This is a genomic window from Buttiauxella sp. AC038, from assembly GCF_979253565.1.
Genome location: NZ_CEEDCQ010000006.1, coordinates 41,326 through 56,572 on the forward strand (window position 1 = coordinate 41,326; position 15,247 = coordinate 56,572).

Below are 15,247 nucleotides of genomic sequence, written 5' to 3' on the forward strand. Positions count from 1 at the left end.
TTAATCCTAGTTTTCTTCTATTTTATAAACAGAGCTGAAATCCATGTCTTGCATAACATCAACCCCTACAATTTCACCAATATTTTTCCTTATGACATTAGGAATATTTATTGTGTTTTTAAGGGTTTCAACTGCAATATCATTCGTGGCTTGCGTTGTATTATCAACACTTACACTCCCTCCATTGGAACTAGACTTACCAAGTTGTGTGGCAAGGTTGCTAATAGTGTCCTGAATCGTACTAAGTAAAATCGTGTTATAAAATCTTGTGCCAAATTGAGTATCAAGCACACCATCAATACCTGCTTCACCTAACCCACCAACGGCAGGGGCGCTGATTTGCATAAACACACGTTTAGGGGTTTCTATGCGATCCCATGTAGCAAATATTCTGGTTTGACCTTGAGCAACACCGCCTTTAAAACTACCTGTTATTTTAGTATTCCGTTCCATCAAGAGTACTTTTCCCGATGATGAATAGATATCCTGAACCGTATGACAACTTAGCTGGCCTGGAACATTCGAATCAATATTTCGATCTAGAGCACAAGGAATTGTGTTACCTCGAGTCAGAATTAGGTCAAGACTCTTTCTTGCTGTAGCCTTTACGGAAACTGTTTTGATAGAACTCAATGAATTTGACAGTTCGTTATCTTTATCTGAGAGATCTTGATTAGCTGATTGGCTAACTTCTTGCGCAGATTCAGCATTCTGTTCCCCTCCAAAACCAGAGAAAAGCCTACGCTTCTGTGCTGCTTGTTCCGGGGTTAGCCCATCCTTATCTAATACAACTTCTGGCTCTTTCTTTTCCTCAGATATTGCAGAAGGTTTATCAGTAGTAACAGGCTGCTCAACAGGTGCAATGGCTGCTTGCGGTGGCGGTTCAGTTTTAAATTTTCGCCCTGCTTTGTCTCGAGTCGGTACAACCGTTGCTACGGTTTTTTCAGGTTCTTCCTGCCTGAGTTGTAAATAAATAAAGTAAGATCCAGCACAGACTACAGCCAGCATCAAAGCCATAGCACTGACAATTTTACTGCCACCTGTACGAATGCTTTTACGCTCAATAGAACCATCAGCTTTTAGCTTTTCTTTCTCTAATTCAGCCAGTGGATCAACGATTTTATTGCTCATTGATTGTCACCCTTTTATAACTATCTGATACGGTGCCAGTATAGTTTTCATAAACTGGTTGCCGTCCATCATTTTCGTTATATACACCTGTAACAGATGTACCCAGGCGTAGTCTAAATTCACGGCTAACGCGATGAACTACAACTATCTGACTACTGATACCTTCCTGATGTGTAACTACTTTGGTTTCATTACCCAAAGAATCAACGGCGGTAATTGTTGGTATATCTTGCCCAGGAGCGAATTTAAAGTATGTAAACCCTTGAGCATCCCACACATTCATAGGAGCTAATTTAGGTTCACCGTTAATTGTATACTTCAAATTAACGCCTTTAGCTAAAAGCTTGCTAAATTCAACTTTTCGTTTTGCATCATCATTCTCTTCTTTTTTCTTTTTAGCCTCTACTTCTGGATATTTAAATTGAATCTGGAAAGTCATTTTATTATCAAACGAACGCTTACCTTTTGAGCCTTTTAGGTACTCTTCGAAATGATACCTAATATCAAAGTTATATACGCGCTTATCTGTAACGATTGTAAGGTTCGTATCTCCATTCTCTGCTTTTGGTTTGACAAAATAATGATTTTTTTTATAGGAAAATTGCCACGCATCACTATCACCAAAAGCATGGGTTAAATACGTTTCATTTGGATCTAGAATAATGTGAGTAGCAACACCTATAACACTATCGACTTTTGTCACATCCTCAGAATTATACATGACTGTTTTAATTCGAGAATCAAATGCTGAACCTACTGGAATATCTAAAGCATGAACAGCGGGGGATATAATCAAAACGGTAACTAAGCATAGTTTATATAAATTCATCGGCTGACTTCCTGCGAAGAACGATAACCATCAACTAGCATACCCAAAGGGTTTTGTGCTCGTTGTCCATTCTTTTGCGTATTCTGGCTATAGTGGTAGGAAACGTCTGCCGACCAATATTGTGTAATTGGTTCTTTATTTGCTTCTTTAAACGTCTTAGAAAAACGAACAACTGCTTTTTGATTTTTTACATCCATAATAACAGTAGGTACATCTACTGTTATTTCTAAGTTACCTTGATAACGTTTATCAATAGAATCTTTTTTCCAAACAGTGAATCATACTCAGATGCTACTACATCATCAGACATTGCAAGAGTTTGGTCGTAGTTAATCTGGATAAGGTTATAGTTGTATGATTCTCTCCTTGATACGTATAAACGGATGAAATATTCCAAAACAGCCTGATTGCTCATAACCTCGTCTGGTGTTAGTACACTAAGCGAATCCACTGTTCCGGTGGTTTTATCTGCAACCAGCATATATGGAACTCTTTCTTTAAGTGGCGTTAATCCAAGAACAGCACCAATACTTAATACAGACAGAAAAAAGAACCCAGCACTAGCCACTCGATGTAATTTATTTTCTTTCTTTATTTGAAGGAGCAAATCAATCTCGGCATCATTTGCTTCTTTCATGAATGTTTCAATATCTTCTTTTGTACTCTGCTTTTTAAACATAAAGTTTCCCCTATTGAATATAATCATTATATTCAATTAAATCATAATTGCAATTTTGATTTATTAAAACAGCCCGTAATACGGGCTTATTTTTTATTTGCCTCTAAAGGGCGCGGCACCACTTGAAACAGGGTTTTTTACTTCGCCAGGACTACTACCACCGCCTCCGCCACCGCCACCGCCACCGCCTCCACCCTTTGGAGTATTATTTGATGGTGCATTGCTTCCACCTGCTTTTGCTAATGAAGCTATGGCTATACCATTAGATAACGCCTGACAAAGTTTAGGTATTTCATTTAACAAGCGATAGCCGATATAACTAAAGCAAACTATTGCGAATGTGGTATACAACATATTAGTCTCACCAACAGTAAATTGGTTTACTAACCTTGTATACATCCCCATTAGGAAACCAAAAAAAGCGCACTTAGAACCAGCATTAAAGAGTAATGAATTATTTGATTAGCCCAATTGTTAAAGAAGTTTCTAAGCGGTTCCCATAGAATGGTAAAGATAAAAATAAAGCCCAAACCAGCAAGTACTGCCACTACAACCTTTGAAATGAAAAAGAATATTGCTGTCGTACCAATTAAAAATAATGAACTTACTATTAATGCAATCCCAACCAAAGCATTCAGCCACGACTCAGGGGAGTAACCAATAAGACTAAATATTTCCCCGGCTTTATTAACAGACTGTTCCGCTGCTACATCTAATACGTTCATACCTGGATTGCTTGTAGCAATTAGCGCAGTTGCTAACTCTGATGGTAATCCTAAAATTGATCCGACAAGCTCTCTTTGGTATAAACCACCTGCCCCAGCTATAAACACCACAATTGCTATTACTGCCATTTTTTTAACCCAATCCATTATTGGATTGTCATAGTTCCCCAAATATATCATTAAAGAGAACCATAAAAGCGATATAGATATACCTACAGTTACAACAGGTAAAAAATAATTTAGTGCATTATCAGAAATTGTATTGACGATAGAAACAACCATTTCATCAATATTTCTTTCAAGATCGGTAAAAAATGTAAATTGAGCCATTTAGTGCTCCGTTTTTTTGCATGCAAAAAACTTTAAAATCGTGGCATTGGTTTATCCGCTGACCAAATATTCTTCTGAATTTGACGCTCTTTTTCCAAAGTAATATTCTTTTCAGCTTGCTGTAGCATAGAAATAAGTTGCAGCCTTGAAGTTTCATTTTGAATTAGCGCTTGCTCCTGCTGTATGCGAGCCTGCAAATCCAGTGATGCTTTTGCGTCCTGAGTAGTATTAATTTGCTTTCCTAACAGTTCAATGTTGTCCAGGCGTTTCAGGGCGGCTTCATATGCCGCCTCACCCATTGATTTATTTGCTACCGAACTCTCCCACTGCCTTTTCTTTAACGCTGTCATTTCAGACACCTTGCCAGTAACACTCTCAGCATCCTCTATGGCATTGAAAGAACCATCTAGCCCCTTGTATCCACCATGCTTAACTTGATCGTAAACATTCCTCCAATCGTTAGGAAGATATTCACGTAGTTCTGGCGTATTTAGAAGATCCCCCATATTACGAATACCTTCAAGTTGCCCGCGCAGACCTTTAATCTCTTCAATCTGCTGTTTTAACTGCAATACTGTTTGTAATGCTTGAGCAAGCCCCGCACCGTCAAAAACAGGAATACCTGTAGCAAAAACAGGAGCACTTGACAGAATAAAACTCAGATATAAAGCTTTTTTATTTATTCGCATATTTAGCCTCTTTAATTTTTTGCATTTTTGTATAAAAAACAGGTAGCCATACTTCCGGGTTATCACTTGTTTCAGATATAGATTCAAGAACTAAATCGGCTTTAGACTTATCACCAGAAAGAATATGCATTTCTTCATCCCGGTAAGCCGAAAAATCAAACTGAGCAATTGATGACATCGAACCTTGTTTTACTATGAATTTATAATCATCCTCAGTCCATTTCTTAATTATATCAATTTCAACATCTGATAGTTTGAGAAGTCTATAACTATCCTCATTAGCTTTGTCATTTCTCAAGCAAATAATAGTTGAAAGTGATGCGGCAAAAGTCGCACCAATCTCTGATTTTAAAACATCATTTGGCTCTTGAGTACTAAATACAACTATTCCATTTTCCTTACGGATTGTTTTAAGTTTATCCTGAATCAAATTAATAAAGAAAGCATCTTTAGTTAATTTCCAGCACTCTTCAAAACCATAAATGAATGGTGTTTTTCCATCAATAAGTTCATCGCCTCTATGAATTAAATATTTTAGAATTGGTTCACGAACCTTTTCATTATCCAAAAAACTTGTCGTATCAAATCCATATATACCCTTACTTAGAGAAAGATTATCTTCGGGATTATTAAATATCCATTTCAGGTCGCCTGTAATCCACGTTTCTAGCATGGAACCAACAGACACACGGTTTTCATCACCGTCTGGTAGCATTTGTTTTAAATAACGCAGAGAACGTAAAGGCTTATCCTCCTTCATTATTGTATCTACAGCTAAAGATATTTCATCTGTATCACGTTTAGTCAGTGTGATACGGGATGCTTTAGTTGCAATATCTGCAACCCACTCTTTCAAAAAATAAATATTTTCTTGCGTAGGTTCCAATTGGAATGGGTTCCAACCTGTAGGCACCCCCCATTCGACAGAGTTATAAACACCACCGATTGATCGAATACAGTTTTCCATTCCTCGGTCTTTATCGAAAATGACGGCATTTGGGTTAAATTTGGTAGCCATTATCAGGAGGAAATTAAATAAAGTTGTTTTACCCGCCCCCGTTTTCCCAAAGATTCCAGTGTGTCCCGCAGGTCGATCACCCAAGGAGTCCTGGTTTAAAGGAGTCTCATGAAAACTAAAGAAACATGGAGTTTTAGACTCCGTTTTAAATGCAGCTACTGCGTCACCCCAAGGATTACCCGCGATTTTACCTTTCATAAAATTATGGAATGAAGAGAAACACCAAAAATTTAAGGTTGTAGCTGGTTTTGGTTTAGGTCTAAATTTCCTGTTAGATGGAAATTGCGACCAAAACGCAGCTTCAAGAGCCTTTGAATAAGGCTTAATGATAATGCCATGAGTGGATAAATCCGTAGCTACGGCTTCCATGCGCTGCTTAACTGTTTTAACGTCATCAGCCGTTAGCATAATCGTACAATGATGGTAGCCCATGCCAAAGCGCCCACTTTGTAGCTGATCTAGTGCATCATCAATTTCTCTGATTTGGGTTTCACCAACATCATTAGATTCCTTGAGGAATTTTTGATGATTTCCTAAAAATGATTTTGCACTTCTGTCAGTCACTGAAACAAAAGTGTTCGTCAGAACAAAGGGAAAATCAGACTCTAATAACAAATCAAATTGACCTGGCCATGTATTTTTGTCGTAATCTGAAATACCGCAGATCCCGACAAATTCATGACCATTCAAACTATGGCGTACTGCCAAGTCAGCATTTTTACTAAATTTCATTTCTGATTGAACAATACTGTTACTGAATCGTTCATTAGTCAGAGGAACCCTTACCCTACGGTTATTATAGATGTAACTCATAACTTCCATAGGTTCAGAAAAATGTACAACTTTTTTGATACTTGAACCCGCTTCGGATACCTCTTCTTCATAGACAGAACAAACTCGGCTATTATAAGAGCTTAAAGCAGAAACAAGCTTTGCCGTTACAGACTCTAATTCTTTAGTAGCTTCTTCGTGAAGTACTGCAATGGCCTCACGCCCCTTAGCTCCTTGCTTTCTCATTCCAGAGAAAAAATCACTTCCATAAGGTTTATAGACAATAGCCAAATACAACTCATTAATCATGAGTTTGCTATTTTCTGTATTCAGGAAATTATTTTTATACTTACGGTTAAATGTATCGCTAAAGTAATTATCAAAATCACCAGAAGGATATTCAACTTCTTCCCGGCGTATAGTATATGAAAGCAAATCCACCTTTGGTGATAACACAGCTCGAGAAATAGTGTTTAGATTTTCAATCCATGTAAAAATATCATCTTCATCAGTTGTCTTATGTGATTTACCTTGCACCTTAATTAAGGTCATAAATTCACACTGCTTTAAAGATACTATTGTATCTGTTAGGTGATATGAGAATGGCAGAAATTGAACCCCTGACATTTTCTTCCGAAATGTCATCATTTCATTTGACATAAATATGTCCTATTTAAGTTTTTTTAAATGCTGTGAATATTCTTCGATTTGGTAACTTTCGTCTTTTCCGTCTTTAAATTTATGAATAATAGTAGTTTGAAAATGCAGCATTACTAACTGTAATCCATCTGGATCTTTGCTGTAAATTCTAAATAGTATTAAATATAAAATTGGTGCGGAAAACCAAATTGCCTTACTTAACGCCAATCCTAGACACATTACCATGCCAAATGTCATTAAAAATACGTTGCGTGGTAATCCAAAAACAATGGGGGCGCGAGCCGCCCCTTTATAAAAACTATACGGTTGTCTCATTACTACCTCCCCGTTAGAAGAAGAGACTAACAACCCACGCAATACAACCCGCGCCAATTAATCCAGTCAACATTTGTTGGAAAATCTGTTTACCGATCATCCCCAACATATAAAGAACAAAGATTAAAACCCCACCCATGCCAGCGATAATTGGTGCGATAGTGCTTAACCATGTGTTTAATGAGTTAAGGCCAGAATCAGCCTTATTTACACCTGCCGCCATTGCCAAGCAAGGAACACCCATAACTAAGGCCATAACTACTAAATCTACAGCTAATTTCTTTCCGTTATTTTTCATGCTTACGTTCTCTTTGTTCACAAATTTTAAATTGACCGTCAGTGACGCCAAATTTCACATACATGAAATCAAACATCTTTCTCGGATCTGCCCAGGTTCTCATTCCGTCCCTTTGCTTCTCAATAAATACTTCTTCGATTTGCATAGACTCAGAATTATAAAAGGTAATAAAACATGTCCATTCGCCACTTTCTTGTTGTTCTGCACTGACACTAGAAATTGACGCACTATTAATTAACTCTTCGGCATGTTTGAGTTGAATACCTTTACGCTCCATTATTAGATCCCCATTTTGGCAGTTTAAAAATAAACGAGGCCAGCAATGGAATATAATTAGAGCGTTCGGGTTCAATCATTATCACATTTTTGATTTTCGCCCTCAACACATTCGCTACTAAATACATCACCTTTTCCACTTGCTGCGAAAACATCCTCTAACCCTTCATCTTTCCGCTTATCAGGTAACGTTTCGTTTGCTGACTGCGTAGTTGAAGCCGACTTAGTGGCCTCTAGCCTCTTCCCCTTGCTTTTACCGACATAAGGCAAACTAGCCTCACCTCGGACTTCAAGCAGATCAGGAATATTAGCTAAAACTTTCGCAACATACCCGTTTTTAATGCCTCTTGTTGCGTTGCCAGTGTTGTAACAGCTAAGAGCACCTACCATTGTTCCCGTCATGGAAAAACAGGAATTGTATATTTTTTCCGCTAGCTTGAGATTGTCGCATGGGTTAAAAACTTTTTGCATGCGAAAATTTATATCTCCTTCTACAAATTTATTAATATTCACACTATTAATTTGTGCGATACCAGCATCAAAATTATATCTGTTTTTAGCTAGCCATGTTGATACTTCCATAGCTTCTAAAAGACTTGTGGGTTGCCTTTTTAATTTCACCCCTTTGTATTAATACCTATTGCATAAGGGTTGCCGGATGATTCTGTTTTTACTATTCCAAAAGCTACTTTTGATTCTGCTTTAATTTCCGGTGCGCATGTTTTTATTAGCGCATGAAGATTATCAGAATCAATCATAGATGCACTGCTATAAAATGGACACAGCAGAGACAAAGCAATTATCGCCGCTTTAGTTTTCATTTTTAAGCCAATTTATCAAGGTGTGAAATTTATACTATACTACTTGCATCAAGATTGCAATTTTGATTTAATGTACTTAGATTAGCAATGAGGAACGGTTTATGTCAAACTCTCTGGCTATTACCAAAAATAACGATTCGTCTATGAACAACCGTAATAGTAATCTGACGACTAGTACCGACCAGAAAAGAAAATATTCATTTATCGCAACTTTAGGTAAAGGCTTACTTTTCTTACTGATAAGCATCATTCGTATGCTTTGGAGCTTGTCACTCCCTATCATTGATAAGCTTCTCGGGATAATCCTTGTTGGCACAGGTGCAGGGGCATATCTCTTCCACCATGCAGGTAACGATAAAGCGTTCTACATTACTTTAAGCGTCTGCATCTTTTCGCTAGTCCTTAAGGCACTTACTCATAGCGCAAAACGTTAACTACTTCACAAATAGAAAAACCGCTTTTAAGCGGTTTTTTTTGCATGCGAAAAATTTACTATTTATGTCGATCATGTGTGAAGGGATTGAACTGAAATAAAACGCTAGTGATTTTTCCCGTTGTTTTTTCTGTGCGAGTTTCCATTGTCAAATTGGAAAATTCGGGGATTTTTCTTACATCTCTCATTGCTGGCTCCAGAACTCTAGATTTTAGTAATGAAAACTTTTCATACGAATCTGGCAGCGTCCAACGATTCCTCAGTGTATCAAGTCTGATAGCAAAAATTCCCGTATCTCTAAATTGTGATAACGCTTGTAATAATCTCATAGAGTATTTGGAAGGTGTTTTAGATATTTGACTTAATCTATAAACAGTGAACTGGTGATCATGCGCTAATGGCTCCATAAACTCTCGTAGATCTGAGTTTAGCTTGATCTGATAAATCCCACGCTTTTCACTTGTCCATCTTGAAGTAACCCATACCATATCCCTTGCAACTGGTTCTTCAATATCATCCCAAGTTTCATACAGAGTTAGTTCTTTACCTCTAAAACCTTTTAATGCCCTCAAAATATCTTCTCTTGATTCTTGATCTCCTATATCAAACACTTTCATATATTCTTCGTGGTCAATTCTAAATACTCCATCTTTAGGCCAGCCGCCCCGAGCAATGTTATCTAGGCACATAACCAATACTCTTTGTTGGTCACGCGAGAGATCGTTTTTGGCTTGTGTTAATGCATTCGCTTGCATTAAAACGCGATTGTCAGTACTCCACACAACAACGTCACTCTGTCCTTTATTCTTCATAATCGGCCACGCTTTTTATGTTTGATGAAACATCATACAAGGGGAACTAAATCATGTACACATTATCTTAGAATGTTCCCCCCAGTCAAATCAAAATTTAAATTTTGATTTGACTAAAAGGAGGCTCACTGCAATAAACCAGATCATCAACGTAAAACCGACGAGCCTTGCGATGCTAATCAGTAAACCTCCTCCCTTCATCCCTGCAAAGCCTATACAAGCTATCAGGCAACTCAGACAGCCCATTAGCCCCGTTGAGCTACAGGAACGGCTTACAGACGTTTCTGGAGTGATTTACGGGGGATTGGTGCGCCATCGGCGCACCTAGCGGCGTAATAGCACACTCAATAAATCACAAGATGCTATGACCTATATAAAGGAAGATCTTTTCATGTTTCCGGTATAAGCAACGGAGGAACAAACCGCCGTTCTCCTCCCCGGTACAGTCAGGGGGAACAAACCGCCGTTCTCCTCCCCGGTACAGTCAGGGGGAACAAACTGCCGTTCTCCTCCCCGGTACAGTCAGCGGGAACAAACCGCCGTTCTCCTCCCCGGTACAGTCAGCGGGAACAAACCGCCGTTCTCCTCTCCGGTACAGTCAGCGGGAACAAACCGCCGTTCTCCTGCCCGGTACAGTGAGCGGGAACAAACCGCCGTTCTCCTCCCCGGTACAGTCAGCGGGAACAAACCGCCGTTCTCCTCCCCGGTACAGTCAGGGGGAACAAACCGCCGTTCTCCTGCCCGGTACAACAGCCAGGGGGAACAAACCGCCGCTCTCCTCCCCGGTACAGTCAGCGGGAACAAACCGCCGTCCTCCTGCCCGGTACAGTCAGGGGAAACAAACCGCCGTTCTCCTCCCCGGTACAGTGAGCGGGAACAAACCGCCGTTCTCCTGCCCGGTACAACAGCCAGGGGTAACAAACCGCCGTTCTCCTCCCCGGTACAGTCAGCGGGAACAAACCGCCGTTCTCCTCCCCGGTACAGTCAGGGGGGAACAAACCGCCGTTCTCCTGCCCGGTACAACAGCCAGGGGTAACAAACCGCCGCTCTCCTGCCCGTTACAGTCAGCGGGAACAAACCACTGTTCTGCTCCACTGCAAGAGCACCTTTAGATTGTTGATAACGAGGTGAGTAAAAAGTTAATTGCGTTGATAACTTTCCTACCTACAATAAGACATGAAATATCTATATGATTTATATGTATATTTAATCTATAAGCTACAAAATATTGTTTTGTACAATACAATTAGTTAACAGGCGATTTGTTCCCCTTTAATCGGTAAAATGTTCCCTCTTATAAATCAATTAGTTATAATTTAGTTATTAGTCTTACAACGCTTTGGAGCAGGGGAACCATCTTGATTTCATTGAAAAATTAGACGCCATTTTGTTCCCGAAATAACGGCATAATGTTCCCCCATGAACGGCGATCTGTTCCGTTGATCTTATATAAAACCTTTTAAAACAATTGGATAGGTGCGTTTTTTCAATCCTACAAGGCTTTTAAACAAGACTTTCTTTAAAAGGAAGTTAAAAGGATCTTTTAACTAGAATTAGCCTGGGGATAAGTTCTATACCGGGGTAAATGTCCTTACCAGCGCCGCAAAGCGGCTCGGTCAACCTGCCCCCAATAGAAAACAAGTTTTCTATTGGGGACACGTTACATTTAAATTCAACTTGAAACTATTTTAATTATATTATTAACGATGTGTTATTTATATATAGCTAATATAATTTAAGGATGCTTAAATTAAATTTAGTGACATATATCTCATATTTTAGCTTGTAAAATGGTAATTTTGAGATCTTAATATAGCCAAGCTGAATACATTGAGATTACTCTTATTTATCTCTAAAGGTTTTTGTATTTCTGCCGATATAAAAAAAGTGCAAAAAAAGCAAGGTTTCAATATTGATACCTTCCATAATCTGGGTTAATATACGCACATGGAATCGAGCAATCGCTCATGCTAAGAGGTGTTAAATGGCGCGTGTAACAGTAGTAGCAAGTCAAAAGGGTGGAATTGGCAAAACATTTATTGCTTTGACAATTGCACAGTACCTTGCCCAGATTATGAACAAAAAGACTTTGTATATCCCTTTAGATAATCAAGGTCGAGCCGCTAAACGGGCTTTAAGTCTTATTGATGGTAAAGTTCTCAATGGTATGTTTTTCAATGAACCTTATGATGTTCAAAAGGTTTCTGAAAATCTTGACTCTCTATGCTCTGACCGCTCCATTCATACACTTGACCGCACAGATTTTGTTGAAGCTCAGAACTTCGTTGCAGAACTGAACCGCATCAAACCAAACTATGATCATGTCGTTATAGATACACCGCCAGGTTTAGGGGCGCGTATCACTGCTGCCATTTTAGCGGCAGACACGATTATTTGCCCGGTTGAAGCCGAGGTTACAGCAATTGATGGTTTAGTAGAGCTAAGAGACTCTATTAGAAAGCTTGCCAGATTTAACCCTAAAGCCCGTATCAATTCTATTATCATCAATAAGTATCAAGAAGTTGATGATCAGAAAGAATTAGTCGATTCATTAATTAAACGATTTCCAAATGAGGTACACCCAACCCCTATTAAAAACTTGCAACCTATCAAAACTGCTATGTCATTAGGCCGCATGATTTGGCAGAACGCAAAGAACGGCAACCATCGTGTTGCTTCAAAACTGGTGAAGTCGGTCATTTCTGAAATTGTAGAAGGGAAAATTGAAAAATGAGCAAATCTAACAACTCAGTAGCAAACACTCTCGAAAGCGTATTTGATGATGGTGAATACGTAATGGATTTTCCATTAGCTAGCATTGTCATTAACCCACAGGTTCGTCGGAAACGTAATCTAGCTAAGATTAAGGAAATCTCAGAATCAATTGAACAGCATGGGCAATTAGAACCGATTGTAATTGGTTTCCCTGATGATGAAGGTCTATGTCCTCTTTATTATGGTCATACACGTTACTATGCACAGCAAGAACGTGGCTCAATCACTATCAAAGCTATCCAGCGTGAAAAACCACCTGCAATTAGAGTTACGCAATTTGCTGAAAACCTTCATCGTGAAGATCTGACAATTGTAGATATTGCTATTGGTATTAATGACCTGAAAGAACTAGATGGTTTAAAGGCAAAAGAAATATGTGAACAGCTACGCATGAGCAATTCACAGGTAAGTAAATACTCTAGTATTGGCAGCATGCCAATCGAATTGTTAGATCGCGCTGAGAAGATTAGCAATGATATTGATACGTTTTATTATCTGTCTAACATCTATAAACGCTCTCCTGCTGATGCAGAGCAGGTGATTAGTGAAGGTGAGAAAGCCGGGGAATTAAATCGTGTTATGGTGCGTTCAGTATCAGACAAACTAAAAAACGCTGGCAACACAGATGAAAACGATCAGGATTCACCGCCGCAGGAACCTAAAGGTAAAGGTAAAGATAAAAAAGAACCAGGTGAAAAATCAGGTTCTGACCGTGAATCTTTAGATGAAGGTGAAAATCAATCTGGCGATAATATTAACGTTGGCGGCAATTCTCCAGAACGTAAAGAACCCGCAGGGGCGAGCAATAAAACTGACATATTCAAAGCCACATTAATTGTCTCATTTATGGATGCAAATAATGAGACTGTTGAAGGTGTATTAATTAATTCTACAGACGATAAGCCGTCAGAAGTTAACTGTGCTCTAGTTCTTGTTGATGGTTTGCGTAATGAGATCCCGCTTGAGGAGTTAAAACTTGTGCGAATCAGTTACTAATCCAAGTGTGCATGGTGCGCAAGGATTTAAGTGGCTAACTCGGGATAGTAAATCAAAAGCCATTAATCAATGGCTTTTTTTCAAAAAAGCCGCCAGCAGTGGCGGCAGAGATCCTGAATAATTATGCCAATGATCATAAATGGCGGGATAACCTATCACCACCTAAAGGCTCAACACTACAAGATTGGGTTCATAAAAACACGGCTCCTACATGGGCTTGTCAAGCTGCAATAGATTTATGCCTGGATAAAGGATGGAGGCCATCTACAGCTACTGAGTGGGCTGTTTATAGTTATTTCCTTATCAGGCGAAAGCCAGGTGAATACCGGTTGCAGGTTTTTTCTGAAATGATACACCCCGATCTGGATAGAATGTGTGCATTAGGCTGGATAGTAGCAGCTCTGGAGGCGACAGGAAAAGCGCCAGAACCACCACCTAAAAGGTGAAAAAATGACTCTAATTGATTTACTAAAATGCATCGAAAATAGTAAAAGACCTCTGTTGTGCATACAAATTATTTTCTTTTGCGTAGATCGTCATGCAGAAGGAAGCCAGTACATATTTAAAAATGAACTAGATTCCGCACTATGCAAAGAAGAGGATAAGATGAAATCGTTCTCAAAAAATTCTAGTGTTGTCATTTCAGATCTTGAGAGTTCAGGAATACTCCATAAGCTTTCTTTGGTTAATGGTGAAGTGTCTGAGTACCGAGGTCAGCCCTACCCTTTAGCAATAAATATCACCCCGCATGTTGTGTCTGCATTCTGTAAAAATATTTCTCACGCCTAATTATAGAAGGCGTCACCCCGACGCCTTTTTACTCTTTCTTCTCTTCCTGTTATAGATTTCATCATTATTACGCCGCTAGGTGCGCCATATGGCGCACCAATCCCCCGTAAATCACTTCAGAAACGTCTGTAAGCCGTTCCTGTAGCTCAACGGGGCTAATGGGCTGTCAGAGTCGCCTGATAGCTTGTATTGGCCTTGCAGGGAGGGGGAATGGATCTCCGTAATTATCGCGTGTTGATGTTTCCGGCGATTATAAAAAGTTGCTCTACGTATAGATCTGTTGAGTCGCCTCCCACGCCCTTACGGGCATAAAAAACAAAGAGATAGATAAATATAACTTGATATTGCATACTATAATATGTAATATATAACACATGGAAGCAACGTTGCTTACCAATAAAGGCCAGTAGGCCAGGATATATAAAATGAATGTACAAGAAGCTTTAAATGTTTTGGGGTTATCAGGCGATATTAGCAAAGATGTTATTAAAACAGCTTTTAAAAAACTGGCGTTAAAATATCATCCAGATCGCAACCCTCTCGGTGGAGAATTAATGAAAGCTGTTAATTCAGCGGTTGATTTTTTAATGGTTAATTTGGATAAAGTAAACCAATTCCAGTCTACAGATGAAAATTCAAGATATAATTTTGGTGAAGAACTGGAAAGAGTATTAACAGAATTGAACTCCTTATCAGGAATTGTATTTGAAGTTATTGGGAATTGGGTGTGGATTTCTGGTGAAACTAAAGAACACAAAGAAACATTGAAAAACTTAGGTTGCAAATGGGCACCTAAAAAAGCTAAGTGGTTCTTCCGACCAGAAGAACATAAATGTCACCGTAATCGTAAAGAACATTCAATAGATGAAATCCGCGAAATGTACGGTACAAGCGGCAGCA

Annotated in this window: 19 protein-coding genes; 5 read left to right on the top strand and 14 right to left on the bottom strand. The window is 39.0% G+C overall.

All coding sequences use genetic code 11. The features are described 5' to 3' along the window. Window positions 1–6: 6 nt before the first annotated feature. The 13 genes from AC0IXI_RS24430 to AC0IXI_RS24490 all read right to left on the bottom strand — a co-directional run bounded on the left by AC0IXI_RS24430 (window position 7) and on the right by AC0IXI_RS24490 (window position 8,542). Window positions 7–1,131, bottom strand: a complete 1,125-nt coding sequence (locus AC0IXI_RS24430; protein WP_471679353.1) for a TrbI/VirB10 family protein — start codon at window positions 1,129–1,131, stop codon at window positions 7–9. Then, on the bottom strand, window positions 1,121–1,960 hold the full coding sequence (locus AC0IXI_RS24435; protein WP_471683422.1) for a TrbG/VirB9 family P-type conjugative transfer protein: 840 nt from the start codon (window positions 1,958–1,960) through the stop codon (window positions 1,121–1,123). Before AC0IXI_RS24435 ends, AC0IXI_RS24430 begins: the two co-directional genes overlap by 11 nt. Then, complete coding sequence (locus AC0IXI_RS24440; RefSeq protein ID WP_471683433.1) at window positions 1,957–2,214, bottom strand: VirB8 family type IV secretion system protein; 258 nt, start codon at window positions 2,212–2,214, stop codon at window positions 1,957–1,959. Before AC0IXI_RS24440 ends, AC0IXI_RS24435 begins: the two co-directional genes overlap by 4 nt. Next, a complete protein-coding gene (locus AC0IXI_RS24445; protein ID WP_471683423.1) occupies window positions 2,187–2,639 on the bottom strand; it encodes a VirB8/TrbF family protein in 453 nt (150 codons plus the stop codon). Before AC0IXI_RS24445 ends, AC0IXI_RS24440 begins: the two co-directional genes overlap by 28 nt. Before the next feature lie 93 nt (window positions 2,640–2,732). After that, a complete protein-coding gene (locus AC0IXI_RS24450; protein WP_471683424.1) occupies window positions 2,733–2,993 on the bottom strand; it encodes a hypothetical protein in 261 nt (86 codons plus the stop codon). Between the two features lie 50 nt (window positions 2,994–3,043). Then, complete coding sequence (locus tag AC0IXI_RS24455) at window positions 3,044–3,694, bottom strand: TrbL/VirB6 family protein (protein WP_471683425.1); 651 nt, start codon at window positions 3,692–3,694, stop codon at window positions 3,044–3,046. Between the two features lie 32 nt (window positions 3,695–3,726). Then, the gene (gene virB5 / locus AC0IXI_RS24460) at window positions 3,727–4,383 is read right to left on the bottom strand and encodes a P-type DNA transfer protein VirB5 (protein ID WP_471679349.1); all 657 of its coding nucleotides are present in this window, start codon (window positions 4,381–4,383) and stop codon (window positions 3,727–3,729) included. Then, complete coding sequence (locus AC0IXI_RS24465) at window positions 4,370–6,832, bottom strand: VirB4 family type IV secretion/conjugal transfer ATPase (RefSeq protein WP_471683426.1); 2,463 nt, start codon at window positions 6,830–6,832, stop codon at window positions 4,370–4,372. Before AC0IXI_RS24465 ends, virB5 begins: the two co-directional genes overlap by 14 nt. A gap of 9 nt (window positions 6,833–6,841) precedes the next feature. Then, the gene (locus AC0IXI_RS24470) at window positions 6,842–7,147 is read right to left on the bottom strand and encodes a VirB3 family type IV secretion system protein (protein WP_471679427.1); all 306 of its coding nucleotides are present in this window, start codon (window positions 7,145–7,147) and stop codon (window positions 6,842–6,844) included. Window positions 7,148–7,160: 13 nt separating this feature from the next. After that, window positions 7,161–7,445: a hypothetical protein gene (locus tag AC0IXI_RS24475; RefSeq protein ID WP_471679426.1), complete on the bottom strand. Its 285-nt coding sequence runs from the start codon at window positions 7,443–7,445 to the stop codon at window positions 7,161–7,163. Beyond that, window positions 7,435–7,722 (bottom strand): hypothetical protein, encoded by a 288-nt coding sequence (locus AC0IXI_RS24480; protein ID WP_471679425.1) that lies wholly within the window; start codon window positions 7,720–7,722, stop codon window positions 7,435–7,437. Before AC0IXI_RS24480 ends, AC0IXI_RS24475 begins: the two co-directional genes overlap by 11 nt. Window positions 7,723–7,793: 71 nt before the next feature. Then, on the bottom strand, window positions 7,794–8,303 hold the full coding sequence (locus AC0IXI_RS24485) for a transglycosylase SLT domain-containing protein (RefSeq protein WP_471683427.1): 510 nt from the start codon (window positions 8,301–8,303) through the stop codon (window positions 7,794–7,796). 35 nt (window positions 8,304–8,338) lie between these two features. Further along, a complete protein-coding gene (locus AC0IXI_RS24490; RefSeq protein WP_471683428.1) occupies window positions 8,339–8,542 on the bottom strand; it encodes a hypothetical protein in 204 nt (67 codons plus the stop codon). Between the two features lie 101 nt (window positions 8,543–8,643). Between AC0IXI_RS24490 and AC0IXI_RS24495 the strand changes: the two genes are divergently transcribed. After that, window positions 8,644–8,976, top strand: coding sequence for a hypothetical protein (locus AC0IXI_RS24495; RefSeq protein WP_471679423.1), 333 nt, complete (start codon window positions 8,644–8,646; stop codon window positions 8,974–8,976). A gap of 58 nt (window positions 8,977–9,034) precedes the next feature. On the opposite strand, the gene AC0IXI_RS24500 is transcribed toward AC0IXI_RS24495, so the two are convergent. Continuing rightward, window positions 9,035–9,787, bottom strand: a complete 753-nt coding sequence (locus tag AC0IXI_RS24500) for a RepB family plasmid replication initiator protein (protein ID WP_471683429.1) — start codon at window positions 9,785–9,787, stop codon at window positions 9,035–9,037. Between the two features lie 1,984 nt (window positions 9,788–11,771). On the opposite strand from AC0IXI_RS24500, the gene AC0IXI_RS24505 reads away from it, so the two are divergent. The 4 genes from AC0IXI_RS24505 to AC0IXI_RS24520 form a co-directional block, all read left to right on the top strand. After that, window positions 11,772–12,521, top strand: coding sequence for a ParA family protein (locus AC0IXI_RS24505; protein ID WP_471679421.1), 750 nt, complete (start codon window positions 11,772–11,774; stop codon window positions 12,519–12,521). Beyond that, on the top strand, window positions 12,518–13,558 hold the full coding sequence (locus AC0IXI_RS24510; RefSeq protein WP_471683430.1) for a ParB/RepB/Spo0J family partition protein: 1,041 nt from the start codon (window positions 12,518–12,520) through the stop codon (window positions 13,556–13,558). The genes AC0IXI_RS24505 and AC0IXI_RS24510 overlap by 4 nt, the downstream gene beginning before the upstream one ends. Window positions 13,559–14,008: 450 nt before the next feature. Continuing rightward, complete coding sequence (locus tag AC0IXI_RS24515; protein ID WP_471679418.1) at window positions 14,009–14,347, top strand: hypothetical protein; 339 nt, start codon at window positions 14,009–14,011, stop codon at window positions 14,345–14,347. A 425-nt stretch (window positions 14,348–14,772) separates the two neighbouring features. Further along, window positions 14,773–15,247 (top strand): J domain-containing protein (locus AC0IXI_RS24520; protein WP_471683431.1); only part of this gene is annotated, 475 nt, incomplete at its 3' end.